Genomic DNA, 16,278 nt, shown 5'->3' with positions numbered 1-16,278 from the left:
GCGCCAATCCACATTCACTTACTCTCTCATTCAAAACTGATACAATGACTGACCGCTATTTGCAAAGAGGTGTTTCGGCTTCCAAAGAGGATGTCCACAAGGCCATAGAAAAACTGGACAAAGGTATTTTTCCCAAAGCCTTTTGTAAAATTGTTCCCGATACGCTGGCCGGCGATCCCGACTACTGTACAATTATGCACGCCGACGGCGCCGGAACAAAAACCTCGCTGGCATATCTCTATTGGAAAGAAACCGGCGATGTGTCGGTTTGGCGGGGCATTGCGCAGGATGCGGTGGTGATGAACACCGACGACCTGTTGTGCGTGGGCGCTACCGGGCCGATGCTGCTAAGTTCAACGATTGACCGTAACAAACATAAAATTCCGGGAGAAGTTATCGCCGAAATCATCAACGGTACCGAAGAGGTCCTTGACATGCTCCGACGCTTTGGTGTCGAAATATACAGCACAGGTGGCGAAACTGCCGACGTAGGCGATTTGGTGCGGACGGTCACAGTCAATAGCACGGTGATTGCCCGCATGAAACGCGCTGATGTGGTAGACAACGCCCGAATTGCTGCCGGTGATGTCATTGTGGGCCTGGCCTCGTACGGACAGGCTACTTACGAAACAACCTATAACGGAGGTATGGGAAGCAACGGGCTCACATCTGCCCGGCACGACGTATTGGCCAACAACCTGGCAGCACAGTATCCTGAAAGTTATGATGCCGACATTGATGCGTCCCTGGTGTATAGTGGTACGCGTCGCTTGCAAGACGCAGTCGAAGGCACGCCGCTCAACGTAGGGCAACTGATCCTTTCGCCAACCCGTACGTATGCGCCCGTAGCCAAAGCGCTGCTGGACGAACTCCGCCCCCAACTCCACGGCATGGTACATTGCAGCGGCGGAGCCCAAACCAAAATCCTGCATTTTATTGATAATCTACACGTAATAAAAGACAATCTGTTTGCAGTACCGCCGCTATTCCGGATGATTCAGGAAGAAAGCGGAACGAGTTGGCAGGAAATGTACAAGGTATTTAACATGGGTCATCGGCTGGAAGTCTACCTGCCCGAAGCGTACGCTGCCCGGGTGATCGAAATCTCGCAATCGTTTGGCATTGACGCACAGATTGTAGGCCGGGTTGATGCCTCCACCCACAAACAGCTGACGATCCGGTCAGAGTTTGGGGAGTTTTTGTATTGAGTAGGAAGTGATTTTTGAGTTAAATAAGAAAGCATTATTGATGAGTGAATTGAAATGTAAATAATTTTGAATGTCAGGCTGAGCGTACAGGGCCGCCTGGCGGTCGAAGCCCGTTGGCAGACTGGCTTCGACTACGCTCAGCCTGACAAATTTCCTAAACTTTATACTTTCATTACGAATCTACTCACGTATCATTAAGAAAGTTTTACACACAAAAAAATCCTGACAACCGTTTGATTATCAGGCTTTTATATTTGTATGGATGACAGGATTTGAACGCCTCCGGGCTTCCGGCTGCGACCGCACGCCCCGCAGTATATTTAAAGTATAATACGCATCGTAACTAACTCGCACTGCTCAAAAAGTATTCAAATGTTTGAACCCTGTTTAAACCCAAAATGAATCTCAAATAAAGATATACAAAAAAAAATCTGACAATCGTTTGATTATCAGATTTTTATGTTTGTCGGGATGACAGGATTTGAACGCCTCCGGGCTTCCGGCTGCGACCGCACGCCCCGCAGTATATTTAAAGTATAATACGCATCGTAACTAACTCGCACTGCTCAAAAAGTATTCAAATGTTTGAACCCTATTTAAACCCAAAATGAATCTCAAATAAAGATATACAAAAAAAACCTGATAATCGTTTGATTATCAGGTTTTTATGTTTGTCGGGATGACAGGATTTGAACGCCTCCGGGCTTCCGGCTGCGACCGCACGCCCCGCAGTATATTTAAAGTATAATACGCATCGTAACAAACTCGCACTGCTCAAAAAGTATTCAAATGTTTGAACCCTGTTTAAACCCAAAATGAATCTCAAATAAAGATATACAAAAAAAATCCTGACAATCGTTTGATTATCAGGATTTTATATTTGTATGGATGACAGGATTTGAACGCCTCCGGGCTTCCGGCTGCGACCCCACGCCCCGCAGTATATTTAAAGTATAATACGCATCGTAACAAACTCGCACTGCTCAAAAAGTATTCAAATGTTTGAACCCTGTTTAAACCAAAAATGAATCTCAAATAAAGATATACAAAAAAAGCCTGACAATCGTTTGATTATCAGGCTTTTATGTTTGTCGGGATGACAGGATTTGAACCTGCGACCCCACGCCCCCCAGGCGTGTGCGCTACCGGGCTGCGCCACATCCCGAACTGATGTGAATTGGGAGTGCAAACTTAGGTAGAAAAATAGCTATTGTCAACACTCCACTCGGGGATTATCGAAATTTCTTTAACAATACTTTTACCTGTGACCGCAGCTTTCCCGGCAGGCGGCGTCCCTGCTGCTGTGCCTGAAACAGCCCGGCCCGTACCCGAACATCCAGTGTAGACAAGCGTAGTTCGGGGAAATTAGTCGTTAAAAAATTCCGTGCTCTTGACTCTGTTTCAAAGTATTCGACCCGGTTGTGGTCACTCATGTGCCCGCTTTTAGCCTCGCTAAAAGGAGCGTGTTGCATGTGTGGCTCAAACGGAAAATGTATGAATTTGTAGCCCAGGTGGTACATCTGATAAAACCAAACCGCTCCCCAGTCGCTCCCGTGCCAGGACGCCCCCAGCGGCAGTATTGCTCCTTTGGGCATCGTTAGGGCCTTATATTTTTCTGCATTTACCAGGCAGGCATATTCGTTGAGGCGGCATTCGGGAAGTGGGTGCACGTAGCCGTCCTGAATAAGGCGATGATGGATGGCAGCCCGCGGTGGCGGGTAGTTTTCGACAAGTTGCAGCAATTCGGACGCAGTGGGTTTAAACTGCTCGAATCGAGAGCCATCGCATTGTTTGGAAAAGAACGCCGGACAGTTCCAGCACTGACCAATCATACCAATGCCGGCAACTTCTGCTTCGGTCGGCGCCTCTTCTACCTGCCTGATCATCATACCAAGCAGATCTGCCTGATACAAACAATCATTATGGCTCAAAAAGTGGTAGGGTTTATCCGTTTTTTCGAGTCCAAACTGATATTTCAACCCATATCGTTTTTCAGGTATCTGCAAAAACTCCAAGGGCGGTGAACCATGGTAATAGAAACTAGACGAAAAATAGTAGGTGACCGGCAGGTCCTTCAAGGCATTTTGTAGTATCCTGATACTGCCGTATTGTTGATAAGGCTGTTCTTTTTCTATTACCAGAAAGATGCGGTCAATATGATGAGCCGAGTGCTTCCATAGCGTCAAAATAGTTACAAGTGTTTGATATGGTTTTCCGTAGTAATTGATACTTACGTCTACTTTTCCGATTTTCATTCCGGGAGAACGTTGGTTAGAATGTCTGAAATTAGTTGTGGGATATCCGTAGCATATTTCGGGCGTAAATATAAATAGTATATTCAAACTTAGCCCTCATCGCCTTTTTATTTACAAGATCCTCTCAGGATAGATCTTTGCAAAGTGTAACTTTCAACTAATAGTAACAAAACAGAGAAAGGCTTCCAAAAGTATGTTTTTCCTGCATATACCTCGATCATATACGAAGTGAAAACGACCAAATCCTGAGACAAAATCGTCGACGTACATAAGGATTATTAAAAAATATGAAACTATATTTTAGTAAAGAGCTACAAACTGTGGCACAATAATTGATGTGGTAGTTAACGTTTTAAAATCATATCTTCGTTAGTCATTCGGCAGCATCAATGCCGGAGGTTTTTAAATTTTTTCAGAAAAGGGTTCTTGAATACAGTTAATTTGTACCTTCGCTGAGATAAAAGACCAGAAAAACCGTCAAGGAAATACTTTTTCTTATCTTTCACCACCATAAGTCAGGCTTCTACACACTATTTGGATTAATTCTCCAAAATTTTACAAGCCATCGATTCCAGAGGTTTTTGCATGGCCTGAATCAGTAATCATTTTTTCTCTCCCACACAACTTATTGATATAGTGAGGTTTGTATAAAGCGTTATTGTGGAATTCCCGCCACAAAATCGGGAATTTGGCTTTTTCTTTAAACTCCGACCTAAATCATTTTTTCAAAATTTCTCCTGGTTTCCAAGAAATGAAGGAGCGTTTGTAAGAAGCATGTACAAATAATATGTATCCTTTGGTTTTATTTTTTTATTAAAAAATAAGTAACTTTTTATAGTAAAAAGATTATTTTTTAAAATGAGCAATACGTATTTTTAACCAAAATGCACCTTTTGGAGTATATAGAGGGTATTGAGAGGGGGGAATCTGTGCTTTAGTTGGCTTGATTGTTGATAATTATCAGGAGGTTATGTTAAATTGAATTATACAAGAAAAAATTACATTTTTTTATAAATAAAGTTACCGCGTATGAATGTTTTTTACACACCCAAAAAGGTAGTGTTTGGCGCAGGATGCATACTTCTTGCCTGCATGTGGAGTTTGAAAGTGGTAGCTACTGGAAACGCAGCTTTGCCCCCTCCCGGAAACCCGAGATATTTGAGTTTATCGATCATGAATGTCGAGAGTAATGATAATTATCTCCCGATTATGGAACGAGCCGCAGCGGCGGGGATAAATTCATTTTTGCTTAATGTAAACTGGGAGCGGATTTATTCCAAACGAGGTGCTCCTGCCAACTGGGATCAGATTGATAAGCAAGCCGCCTTAGCCGTACAATTGAATTGTAAAATCATGCTCCGGATTTGGGTAGCAAGGCATGATGACGGAAATGAAGGATGGTGGCCCGAGCAGACGCGGCCAATTTCGGGAAATGGCGATAAAAAAGGGTTGCTCGGAGGATTTAGCTTTTCGGATCAGAACGCCGTCGAAGAAGCAAATGGATTTGTGAGGGAAGTGTTGGAGCATTTTAAAGGCCGTCAGCAGGCCGGACAAATTGCCTTTGTAACGGTAATAAACACAAGTCATGCCGAAATAGGCTTCAATATTGATGGATATAACTCTGCCATTCAGCAACATGGCCTCATGGTTTTTGATTATTCATATCATTCCAGGCGCGCCTTTCAGGACTGGGTTCAAAATAAATACAAAAACCTCAGCAATCTGAATCAGGCCTGGAACTCAGACTTTTCCCGATTTTCGGACATTTCACCCCCCTACATCTACAATGACGTGTGGAGTGCCACCTACGGAGCAATCGGGAAGGACTGGTATTTGTTTCGACACTATGAACTTAAAAATATCATTCAAAAATTTATTGCAACAACCAAAAGTGTAGATCCCAGCTACAAGTACATAAACGATATGGGGAGCTGCTATGATCCGTTAAGTATTTTGCGGATTACCCTGGGCTTCAAAGATTTGTGTGAAAATACCGATGGATTGAAACTTAATGATAACTACGAGTATCCGCACCGATTTGCGACGGATCTTGTACGGAGTAACCTGCCCGGCAAAATCGTTGGACAGGAAATAGGAAACGTAAATGCAATTGGCGAACAAAACTGGCGAGAACACATCAATGAAGCCTTTGAACACGGAGCCGATTGGGTTAATTTTTTTGGTTTTGATCAAAGCTTCAACTTTCCGGCTGGCGAAAATCTGATACGGGAAATGGCGGCCAAGTGGTTAAATTCTCCCGTTCAACAAATTCAGACAACCCAAACCGTAAGCTACACACTTTCTGAGGCAGTCTCTCAGGGTGGGACTTCCAGTGTGCAGGGAAGGTGGCGCACAGAGTACAACAAAACAAGAAGACCGGTGAAAGTCCTTTTGCTGGAAGATATGCTGGGCGAAACGACCATTGCAAATCAATTGCCCGTTGTACAAACGCCCCTGATGAACCAACTGGCAACGGTTAGCCAATGGTTTCAGTACGAAATTCCGACGCAGGCATTTCGCGATCCCGACGGATTTATCACCGGTATTACCGCTACCGGCCTGCCCACCGGACTTAGCCTTTCGGGCTGGCGGATAGAAGGGAAGGCTTTTGCCACCGGCGAGCATACGATTACGATTACGGCTACTGACAATTCGGGAGCGAAAGTGTCAACGACGTTCAAACTATCCGTCACCGGAACTTCCAGCGGGAATATAGTAAGTCTTTTCAAAGCCGGTAACTTCCTGACCCGCCGATTTGTGCGGTACATTCAGGAGGGGGATACGCTACGGGGCGAGGACATCAGGCAAACGAGTAATATTCTGGTTTCTCCGCGCAGCGGTGCAGTGGGAAGCTACTCGTTTGCCATGTCGGGTCCCTACTCGATCAGCAGCGAAGATAGTCAGGCGCCCTACGGGTTGTTTGGAGATAATGGCGGAGTGATGTTGAAATCCGGAAACTATACGCTTACTATAAAATCATATGTACAAGCCAATCTGAAAGGCTCATTGCTGAGTGAGCAAGTCCTGCGGTTTGTGGTGGTGGAAAACAGTCAAAACCAAAATCTTCCACCGGTACTTCATAAGGTTCCGGCAGACTTGTTTGCCAAGACGGGGCAGCCCTTTGCCCTTCGGCTTTCGGACAGCACCTTTATAGATCCTGACGGCTTTTTGAACTCATTTACCATCACCGGACTTCCGGACGGGCTGAGAGGAGATGGTACGTTAATTTCCGGCACCCCCACCCAAAAAGGTATTTATACAGTAAACGTACGCGCCACGGACAATGGAGGAAGCTCTTCGGAAACGAAATTTAAATTTACGATATCAGCAGATAACATTCCGCCCTACGTAAGCGGAAGGCTTTCCAATTTGTCGGCGGAGATCAACAAACCATTTAGCTACACAATCCCTGGTAATATCTTTTCCGATAGCGATGGTCAGATCAGCTCTGTTACCGTGTTGGGCTTGCCGGAGGGCATGAGCGGCAATGGAAGCTTGATATCAGGGGTTCCAAAAAAAGTCGGGGTTTTTCAGCTCATTGCTATTGCGACCGACAATGAAAATGCTTCTGTTCAACTAACTTTTCAATTGACCGTATTCCCTGAAAATAAAGCGCCACTTGTCGCAAAGGCTCTGACCGATCAGGTAGCAGATAGTGGCGCAGTGTTTTCATATGTACTACCGGACGATACTTTTCTGGATACAGATGGGGAGATTACCCGCCTGGAAATTTCTGGCCTGCCCGCCGGTCTAACTGCTCAGGGTAAAACCATCGGAGGGACACCTACGCAGACAGGAGAGTTTTTGGTTGTTGTAAAAGCGTTTGATAATAAAGAGGCCTTTGTACAAACCTCGTTCAAACTAACAGTCAGGAAAAATGTAGCGCCTCCGGCATTCAACCGCATACCCGATCTGTTGGCAGTCATGGGTCAGGTCTTTTATTTTGATATCCTGCAATATTTTAAAGATGCTCAAACCAGCACCCTCACGATTAGCTATGCATCAGCTTTGCCACCCGGCATTACGGCCAACGGTTCCAGGCTTTCCGGAAATCCGACGGCGGTTGGTGAATATCCAATGAAAGCCATCGCAAGAGATAGTAAAGGAGGTACGACAGAAGTTGAGTTCAGGATTATCGTTCAAAAACCCGAACTCCGCGTCATGCTCCACAAGGCAGGAGGAGCGTCGGGCGTTATTCGGGAAATTGCCAATGCCGACATTATAGCATTAAGTACACTCTCGGATACTGTCAACATATTTATTGAAAGTAACGCGAACATTACAACCATTATGTTTGAAATGACGGGACCTGTAACCTATAAAGGTTCGGATGAGGCAGCCCCCTTTGGATTATATCCTGGAACGTCTGGGTTTAAACCCCGGGTTGGTACTTATCAGTTTAAAGTGACCGCTTATCGCAATACTACGGTAGTCACGAGTCGTACCATACAGTTTGATATTATTGTGGCTAGTAACACACCGGTGCGCGAAGGCGTGGTCGAGTATATACCTGCGCCGGCGGCTGAGCTTTGGAAACCATTCCCAAATCCTTACACAAACCGGGTACAGGTTCAGATTGCAGCCGAAGGATATTCGTCGTTGAAAGCGGTGGAGGTATGGTCAGTTGAAGGTGCCCAACTTCCGCTACCCGCATCAAACTGGCGCGTGGAAGGGGCCTTGCTGGAACTCGACCTCTCCCAAACCACACCGACGCCCGGCACCTATATTCTCCGCCTCACCGAAGACAACGGAAAGCAAAAAGCCGTAAAGATTGTAAAAATGCCCTAGAATTGAACCGCAAATGTTATTGATGATACCGAAGAAGCCCCTCCATGGGGCTTTTTTGGATTCTACCCGGTTGCAGCTGCTGTTCGGCTACTACTTCCAGCAGAGGTTTCCCGAAAACACAGGCGATGGATCCGGTGAAGTGGATAGGTAGAGAAAAGGCGTTTGGATGCGGGCGTACGTATAAATTCAGAAAAGTCCGAAAGGCATCCTTTACTAATTTCTGAACCGCAGGATGCTCCATATGTCGGGAAAGAAAAGGGGTAAATGTGCCGAAAAAGCGGTTTGGAAATGGTTGCTTATAAGCCCGGTCAAGTACCATCAGGCGATTAACCTCGGGGTAAGTCGCCTGGAAGTCAAGCCGAAGCTCATCGGGCAGAACCTTGTGCAGGTACTGAGATACGAGCTGCTTGCCCAGGTAAGCACCGCTGCCTTCATCACCCAGCCAAAAACCCAGAGAGCCAATATTGTTCTGAATCGTTTGCCCGTCGTACTGCGCGTTGTTGGAGCCCGTTCCCAAAATACAGGCAATGCCTGCCTCCCTGCCGCAAAGGGCGCGGGCCGCTGCAAGCAGGTCGCTTTGGACGTCAATTGTGGCCGCGTCGGGAAACGTTGCGGCCAAAGCATCCCGAATCGGGCGGGAGGAAACAGGGTCGGCGCAGCCTGCTCCGTAAAAAAATATTTCGGAAACCTCCTCGCCCTGCACCTGTGGGGCTACGCCCACTTGCAGACCTTCCAGAATGGCCTCGTACGTTTGATAAAACGGGTTAAAACCAGCGGATTGAAAAGAAATAAGTTCGGGCCCCACCAACAGCCAGTCTGTTTTGGTAGAGCCGCTATCGGCTAGGAGCATCATTTTAATTTTCCAATGATAATAAAACGAGAAAAAACACCGTCGGTATGGGGAGCTGCCGACAGTTCCTGGGTCAGGTCCTGACCAGCCCAATGCTCATAATGCTTCCCATTTTTCCATAGACGCGATGGCGATACGTCATAAATGAGGCCTTGGTAAGCACACCAAATCTCCTCACGATCCTGTCCGTTTCTCAGCGCAAGCTGGGCTCGGGTATATTCTTTCATACGAAAAAGGAAAAGTCGTTGACTATATAGTTGGATACATTTATAAATGGAGTGTAACAAAGCAAATGTGTATAGTTTTCGGAATTAGGTGTAAATTTGAGTATAAAAAAACGTAAAAAATTCGTTCTTTTGAGGAAAAATAATTGATCGTGAGGATATGAGAAAATTTCAACCTATTCTTTGGAGCTTAGTTGTCGCCATAGGTTTGTTTGCTACGAGTTGTAAAAAAGATCCACCGCCCCTGACAGAACGAATTGCCAAAGCCTGGTCCGCGGAGTCTGTACGTGAAGGAAGTACCGTTGTATTCACCAAAGGAGGCGCCAACAACACCAAGCCCGGCTATTCAGGCTTCAAGCTTGTGCTCAACGCTTCGGGCGCAGCTACCTTGACCGAAGTAGACGGAACTGTTTTTACCGGCCAATGGGAGCTAAACGGGGATACCCGGCTCATCCTTAAAAACCTGAATCCAATTCCTACCGGAACCAACGGAACCATAGAGTTCACTATTTCGTCCTTTGAAGATACCATGATGACGCTGGCCCGTACTACGGCAAGCGTTAAAACCGGAGGAACCATCAACCAATACACTCTTTCAAATCCGTAGAAAGAGCATCAAAAGGAATTATAGGAAGCCGGTTCTACGCTGAATCGGCTTCTTCTTGTTTTTAACAACTCTGTTCTGTATATGACACAATCCCGTACTGAAATAGCCTCGCTGGGAGAATTTGGCCTGATCCGCCGTCTAAGCGAAAATTTTACCCCAACACTTCCCGATTCCGTTCTGGGCATCGGCGACGATACTGCCGTGATCGACCTCGGCACCGAATATGGCCTGCTTTCCACCGATTTGCTTCTCGAAGGTGTACACTTTGATCTGGCTTTTTGTCCACTAAAACACGTCGGTTATAAAGCTATCGCCGTGAATGTGTCGGATATTGCCGCCATGAACGGCATTCCGGGGCAGGTGACGGTGGGTTTGGCGCTAAGCAATCGTTTTTCGGTAGAAGCGGTGGAAGAACTTTATGCAGGAATGCGAGCCGCCTGCGACGATTTCAAAGTTGACCTCGTGGGTGGCGACCTGTCGGCTTCCCGCTCGGGTTTGCTGATTTCGGTGAGCGTTTTTGGCAAGGTTGCTAAGGAAAAAGTTACGTATCGCAAGACCGCAAAACCCAATGATCTGCTCTGTGTGACCGGTGACCTGGGCGGAGCATATATGGGCTTACAGGTGCTGGAAAGAGAAAAACAGGTATACATGGCTAATCCGGGCATGCAGCCGGAACTCGAAGGAAATGAATATATCATTCAGCGGCAGCTCAAACCGGAGGCACGCATGGACGTGATCTACGAACTACGGGACGCAGGCGTAGTGCCTACCGCTATGATTGATGTATCGGATGGCCTGGCTTCGGAGCTCTTGCACTTGTGCAGCCAATCGGGGGTAGGAGCGTTGGTTTTTGAAGAAAATATTCCAATTGACGAACAGGTTTACCTGATCGGAACCGAGCTGAATTTAAGCCCGATTACGGCAGCTATGAACGGCGGCGAAGATTATGAACTGCTTTTTACCATCAAACAGGCTGACTATGATCGTGTAAAAAACAGCCCCAATATTAGCGTCATTGGCTACATGACCGACAAGCCTGCTGAAATTCAGCTTGCCACCAAAGGAGGCAACCGGCTACCCATTACGGCGCAGGGCTGGAATCATTTTAATCAATAATTACAAAAATAAAATGAAAAACCTCCGGAGGGTAGGCCCGTTTTGTAGACAGGTTCTTTCCAGCGGAGGTTTTTTGTTACTCAATTTTGAACGATTGATCTATTCCCTTTTTTAGGCTTAGCTATACTTTGGATTGAGTTCGCGGGCCTGGGCCACCAACTCTTTCACTTTTTGCTCTTCCTCTTTTCGGCAAATCAGCAAAACGTCGTCGTACTCAGCCACGATAAACCCATGAAGACCGTTGATGGCTACCAACTTATCGGCGGGCGTTTTGATGATGCAATCCTGCGTATCGTGCAGAATCAGATTTCCATCCGTGACGTTTTGGTTTTCGTCTTTTTCCGAAACTTCATACAACGACTTCCAGGTACCGAGGTCAGACCAGCCAAAACTGCTAAGCACTACGTGGACATTATCAGCTTTTTCCATGATGCCGTTGTCAATGGAAATATTGCCGCAATGGGAGTAAATCTTGTTAATATAAGGTACCTCTTCCTGCGTATAATAGTACTTTTCCCCTTCTCCAAATAACTCCGCAATGTCAGGAAGGAAGCTCGTGACGGCATTTTTCAGTGCACGTACATTCCAGACAAAAATCCCGGCATTCCAGACAAAATCACCGCTTTCCAGAAACTGAATAGCCAGGTCGAGGTGGGGCTTTTCGGTAAAAGTTTTTACCTTTTTTACCATTCGCTTATCCGGAATGTACTGAATATACCCATAGCCCGTATCGGGCCGCGTGGGCTGAATCCCCAATGTTACCAGAATATCTTCCTGTCGCGTGGCTCCCAAAGCCACCCGGATCGTATCGCGAAAAGTTTCCTCTTTCAGAATAATGTGATCGGCGGGTGCTACCACAATGTTAGCGTCGGGATTTTTGGCCCCGATTTTGTAGCAGGCGTAGGCAATGCAGGGAGCGGTATTGCGGCGGTGAGGTTCCAGTAAAATCTGGTCCGGCATGAGCAATGGAAGCTGCTCCGTAACCAGTTGTTCATATTCATGATTGGTTACTACATAAATATTTTCGATGGGGCATATTCCTTCAAATCGCTCAACGGTTTGTTGGAGCATTGATTTTCCGGTGCCCAGTACATCATGAAATTGCTTAGGATAGTTGGTGCGGCTAAAAGGCCAGAAACGGGTTCCGACACCACCGGCCATAATGATTACATAGGTATTTTGCATGATTGGAAGTGCATTTTGATGATAAGGACTAATAAAACAAATCTATTACTTTTCTTGTCGGAGGTTGTTGTTTTTTAGAAAACGATCTCAATAGATTTTTTAGAAACAACTTTAAATTCAGTTACATATATTTTACGTCTAGGGACCTGAGTTACAAAGCAAAGGGCTGATTTTGTACTATTTAAATAATTTTAATGCGGCTGAATTGTAATTTTTTGATGATTTTGAGAAAAAATGGTATAATAATAATACTTATTTTTAATATTACATTTTATATGCGAACAACAAACAATTAACCCCCACTAAACAATTTATGCTGAAAGTATTAAAAAAGACAGTATCGTACATCACGGTGCTGTTAATTCTCATGAACTCCTCATTTTCATATGGTCAGAATGGCTCTGTTACCATTGCCGGAAAAGTGTTGGATGCAGGAACTCGCGACGGTCTGATTGGCGTGAGTATTCAGGTTAAAGGAAAAGTAATCGGAACAATTACTGATGCTTCCGGAACGTTTGAACTGACCACTACTACTCGCCCTCCGTTTCAGATCATTATCAGTTCGGTTGGGTATGAGTCCCAGGAAGTTGAGATTTCGGGTAATCGGTCGGATCTGGAAATTAGCCTGAAAGAGCAGGCGATTATGGGACAGGAAGTCATTGTATCGGCTTCACGGGTAGAAGAAAGCGTCATGAAGTCGCCGGTTGCTGTAGAACGGATGGACATCCGGGCAATTCGGGATAACCCGGCGGGCAGTTTTTATGACGGTTTGGCCAATCTTAAAGGTATTGACCTTACCACGCAGGGTTTGCTCTTCAAATCAATCAACATGCGGGGTTTTGGCGCAACCGGAAACCCACGGACCGTACAGATGATTGACGGAATGGACAACTCCGCTCCGGGGCTGAATTTCCCGATTGATAACATCGTAGGAATTCCCGAACTCGACCTCGAAAGCGTGGATGTATTGCCCGGCGCTGCTTCGGCATTGTATGGCCCAAACGCCATCAATGGTTTGGTTTTGATGAATAGCAAAAGCCCGTTTTTGTATCAGGGACTAAGTGCGTCGGTTAAGACCGGAATTATGAGCGCTAACAACCGTGATGTAGTCAACACGCCATTTTACGATGCCTCTATTCGGTATGCCAAAGCGTTCAATAACAAGTGGGCCTACAAGGTAAACGTTTCGTACATACAGGCGCAGGATTGGCAGGCAAGCGACGCCACCAACCTCAACGTAGGCGGTGTGCAGGACGGAACCCGCGGCGCAGGTGTCAACAACGACTACGACGGCATGAACTACTACGGGGATGAAGTACAGGCCAACCTCAATACCGTAGGGCAAAGCCTCGTCGGTGCCGGGTTGCTTCCTGCCAATGCCCTGGGACTGTTACCAAGCACGAACGTGAGCCGGACAGGATTTGCGGAGCGGGATTTGGTAGATTATAATACTAAGTCTTTTAAAACAAACCTTGCCTTACACTATCGGATTAATGATAAAATTGAGGCAATCGGGCAGTTTAACTACGGCTACGGTACAACAGTGTACACGGGCACGGGTCGCTACTCGTTGCGTAATTTTAATCTGGCACAAGGCAAACTTGAACTTCGGGGCGACAACTTCACCGTTCGTGCCTACACCACACAGGAGCGCTCCGGCGACTCATACCTTGCAGGCCTGGCGGCTGTGTCGATGCTGAACGAAATCAAACCGCACGCCACCTGGTTTGGCGAATATGCCGGAGCTTTTGTACAGGCACGTGCGCAGGGTGCTGCGCAGGAGCAGGCGTTTTTGCTGGCTCGTCAGTTTGCTGATCGGGATATGCCCGCACCGGGTTCAGAGCGGTTTAATTCACTATTGAATAAATGGCGTGATACGCCGATTTCGGAAAATGGCAGTAACTTCCTGGATCGGACGAATATGTATCATGCTGAAGGTCTTTATAACTTCAAGAATGAAATCAAGGTCGTTGAGCTGTTGGTAGGTGCCAATGTACGTCAGTATCAGCTGCGCTCCAACGGAACGCTGTTTGCCGATACCAAAGACGGCCGCGATGGCAGCATTGGTATTACGGAGTACGGTGCCTTTGTACAGGCAGGTAAGCAACTTTTCAAAGATCACCTGAAATTGTCCGGTTCGTTGCGCTATGATAAAAACGAGAATTTTGACGGACAGTTTACCCCGCGTCTGTCAGCCGTGACTACGTTCGGAAATCACAACATCCGCCTGTCGTATCAGTCAGGATTCCGGATTCCGACCACGCAGAATCAGTACATCGATCTTCGTACACCAAACGCCATTTTGATTGGTGGTTTGGATGAATTCAATAATCGCTATAATCTGCAAAATGGAATACTGCGTCAGAATCTTGATCCTGCCGTAATTGCTCAGTATGCCGCGCAGCCGGCTGTTCAGCAGCAGGCTCAGCAATATGCCACCGCTGCCATTACACAACAGGTAAACGCCGCGGTAACAGCCGCCGTCAATGCTGCTGTTACTGCAGGGCAAATTCCGAATAATCCGCAGGTCATTGCCGGAGCTATTCAGCAGGGAGTAGCCGCACAGTTACCGGGCGCTTTGCAGGCAAATTTGCCGGGAGTTGTAGCGCAGGTATTGCCTGCCTTTGCTTTGGCCGCAGTTCCAAAGTATCAGGCACCTGAGCTAAAACCCGAGCGCATTGCTTCGTATGAAATTGGGTATAAAGGTGTGATCGGAAAGAAACTTTTTGTAGATGCCTACTACTATTTCAGCAAATACACCAACTTCATTGGCTCAACCGTAATTATCGTACCCACCGCTCCGGCTGGTCCCGGACTACCCATTGAATCGGGTGTAGGAAGTGCGAGCACACGTATTGCGTACTCGCGGCCGGCCAATACCAACGAGTCTATCAATGTACAGGGCTTTGCCATCAGCGCTGATTATTCCCTTGCGAAAGGCTACTACGTCGGTGGTAATATGGCTAATAATGAACTGGGACGCTTTGTGCCCACGCCTGAGCAGCAGTACGCCGGATTTAACACGCCGACAAACCGCTATAACCTGAAATTCGGTCGTCGCATTGGCGCTGCCAATAAGGTTGGATTTACGGTATCGTACCGTCATCAGGATGCATTCGTGTGGGAAGCAGGATTTGTACAGCCTACAACTACCACCGTACCGCTTTTCTCAAACACCACCGTGCAGGCAATCAACAACATTGACGCGCAGGTAAGCATGAAGATGCCCGGTATTAAGTCAATTCTGAAAGTAGGAGGTACCAACCTGTTTGGCAAGCCTTACGTGCAGGCCTACGGAAGCGCAGCAGTTGGTTCTATGTACTACATCTCGCTTACTTTTGACGAGCTTCTGAATTAATTTTTCACAAGCTTTACTGCCTGAATAACCAAAAAGCGCTGCCCGGTCTCGGGCAGCGCTTTTTGGTTATGAGATACGTAACTCAAAGCGTTACTTTTCCATGTTCACCCTCTTCGTAGGTGTCGCCCGTAATGAGTGCTTTCGCAATTTCAAAAGCCTGTACCATTTTTGATGAGGAGCTATCCCAGTATTCGGCATCTTTTATCTGTACTTTCAAAATCGTCAGATCGGGGTCTTCCAGACCCTTTGGAAACCATGCTTTGGCAATCGGATTCCAAAGTTCTTTTTTAATTTCCGGGTCGTCGGTAAGCGAGGCCGTACCCGTTAACGAAAGGTAGGATTGATTTTGTTTGTCGGCATAGCTCACATTTACCTGAGGAAACTCTTTAAGCGTTTCGGTTTTATGGGAAGTTTTGGTAGTCAAAAACCATAGACAACCGTCTGCGTCAAGTTTTTGGGTTTGCATGGGGCGGCTCCGGTGGTCGCCGTTTGCTTCCATAGATGTAATCATGGCTACTTCAATGGAGTCAATCAACTCTTGTACTTTATTAAGCCCTTTGTTAAGTTCTTCGGTTTTCATCAGAATCAGCGTTTAAATGTAACATGCTTCTACTTCCGAAAGACACTAAAACAATGCCAGGGCCTGTGAGTAATCCTGATCTATAATCCCCAAACCATCTCTTCCAC

The 16,278-nt window shown here is 46.5% G+C and carries 10 protein-coding genes and 1 tRNA gene; 5 read left to right on the top strand and 6 right to left on the bottom strand.

What is annotated here, in order from left to right:
- Positions 1–44 precede the first annotated feature (44 nt).
- Positions 45–1,208, top strand: a complete 1,164-nt coding sequence (locus EZE20_RS02470; protein WP_132114096.1) for an AIR synthase related protein — start codon at positions 45–47, stop codon at positions 1,206–1,208.
- Positions 1,209–2,299: 1,091 nt separating this feature from the next.
- Here EZE20_RS02470 and EZE20_RS02465 read toward each other — a convergent pair.
- Positions 2,300–2,373: transfer RNA gene (locus EZE20_RS02465), tRNA-Pro, on the bottom strand.
- Positions 2,374–2,440: 67 nt separating this feature from the next.
- Positions 2,441–3,463: a hypothetical protein gene (locus EZE20_RS02460; RefSeq protein ID WP_132114094.1), complete on the bottom strand. Its 1,023-nt coding sequence runs from the start codon at positions 3,461–3,463 to the stop codon at positions 2,441–2,443.
- Positions 3,464–4,492: 1,029 nt separating this feature from the next.
- Between EZE20_RS02460 and EZE20_RS02455 the strand changes: the two genes are divergently transcribed.
- A complete protein-coding gene (locus EZE20_RS02455; RefSeq protein ID WP_132114092.1) occupies positions 4,493–8,251 on the top strand; it encodes a putative Ig domain-containing protein in 3,759 nt (1,252 codons plus the stop codon).
- Positions 8,252–8,267: 16 nt separating this feature from the next.
- Here EZE20_RS02455 and EZE20_RS02450 read toward each other — a convergent pair whose 3' ends face one another.
- Positions 8,268–9,104, bottom strand: a complete 837-nt coding sequence (locus tag EZE20_RS02450) for an N-acetylglucosamine kinase (protein WP_132114090.1) — start codon at positions 9,102–9,104, stop codon at positions 8,268–8,270.
- Entirely contained in the window at positions 9,101–9,328 is a 228-nt protein-coding gene (locus tag EZE20_RS02445; RefSeq protein ID WP_132114088.1) for a cytochrome b5 domain-containing protein, read from the bottom strand. Before EZE20_RS02445 ends, EZE20_RS02450 begins: the two co-directional genes overlap by 4 nt.
- Positions 9,329–9,485: 157 nt before the next feature.
- Here EZE20_RS02445 and EZE20_RS02440 point away from each other — a divergent pair, with 157 nt between their 5' ends.
- Complete coding sequence (locus tag EZE20_RS02440) at positions 9,486–9,932, top strand: hypothetical protein (protein WP_132114086.1); 447 nt, start codon at positions 9,486–9,488, stop codon at positions 9,930–9,932.
- An 81-nt stretch (positions 9,933–10,013) separates the two neighbouring features.
- Positions 10,014–11,048, top strand: a complete 1,035-nt coding sequence (gene thiL / locus EZE20_RS02435; protein WP_132114084.1) for a thiamine-phosphate kinase — start codon at positions 10,014–10,016, stop codon at positions 11,046–11,048.
- Positions 11,049–11,165: 117 nt separating this feature from the next.
- On the opposite strand, the gene EZE20_RS02430 is transcribed toward thiL, so the two are convergent.
- Positions 11,166–12,233 (bottom strand): mannose-1-phosphate guanylyltransferase, encoded by a 1,068-nt coding sequence (locus EZE20_RS02430; protein ID WP_132114082.1) that lies wholly within the window; start codon positions 12,231–12,233, stop codon positions 11,166–11,168.
- 313 nt (positions 12,234–12,546) lie between these two features.
- On the opposite strand from EZE20_RS02430, the gene EZE20_RS02425 reads away from it, so the two are divergent.
- Positions 12,547–15,591: a TonB-dependent receptor gene (locus EZE20_RS02425; RefSeq protein ID WP_132114080.1), complete on the top strand. Its 3,045-nt coding sequence runs from the start codon at positions 12,547–12,549 to the stop codon at positions 15,589–15,591.
- A gap of 82 nt (positions 15,592–15,673) precedes the next feature.
- Here the strand turns inward: EZE20_RS02425 and EZE20_RS02420 are convergent, their stop codons facing one another.
- On the bottom strand, positions 15,674–16,171 hold the full coding sequence (locus tag EZE20_RS02420; RefSeq protein ID WP_132114078.1) for a pyridoxamine 5'-phosphate oxidase family protein: 498 nt from the start codon (positions 16,169–16,171) through the stop codon (positions 15,674–15,676).
- Positions 16,172–16,278 lie beyond the last annotated feature (107 nt).

This window comes from Arundinibacter roseus (assembly GCF_004348825.1).
GTDB classification, from domain to species: domain Bacteria; phylum Bacteroidota; class Bacteroidia; order Cytophagales; family Spirosomataceae; genus Arundinibacter; species Arundinibacter roseus.
The sequence above is the reverse complement of the archived record's forward strand: the minus strand, read 5'-3'. Positions and strand labels throughout refer to the sequence as shown.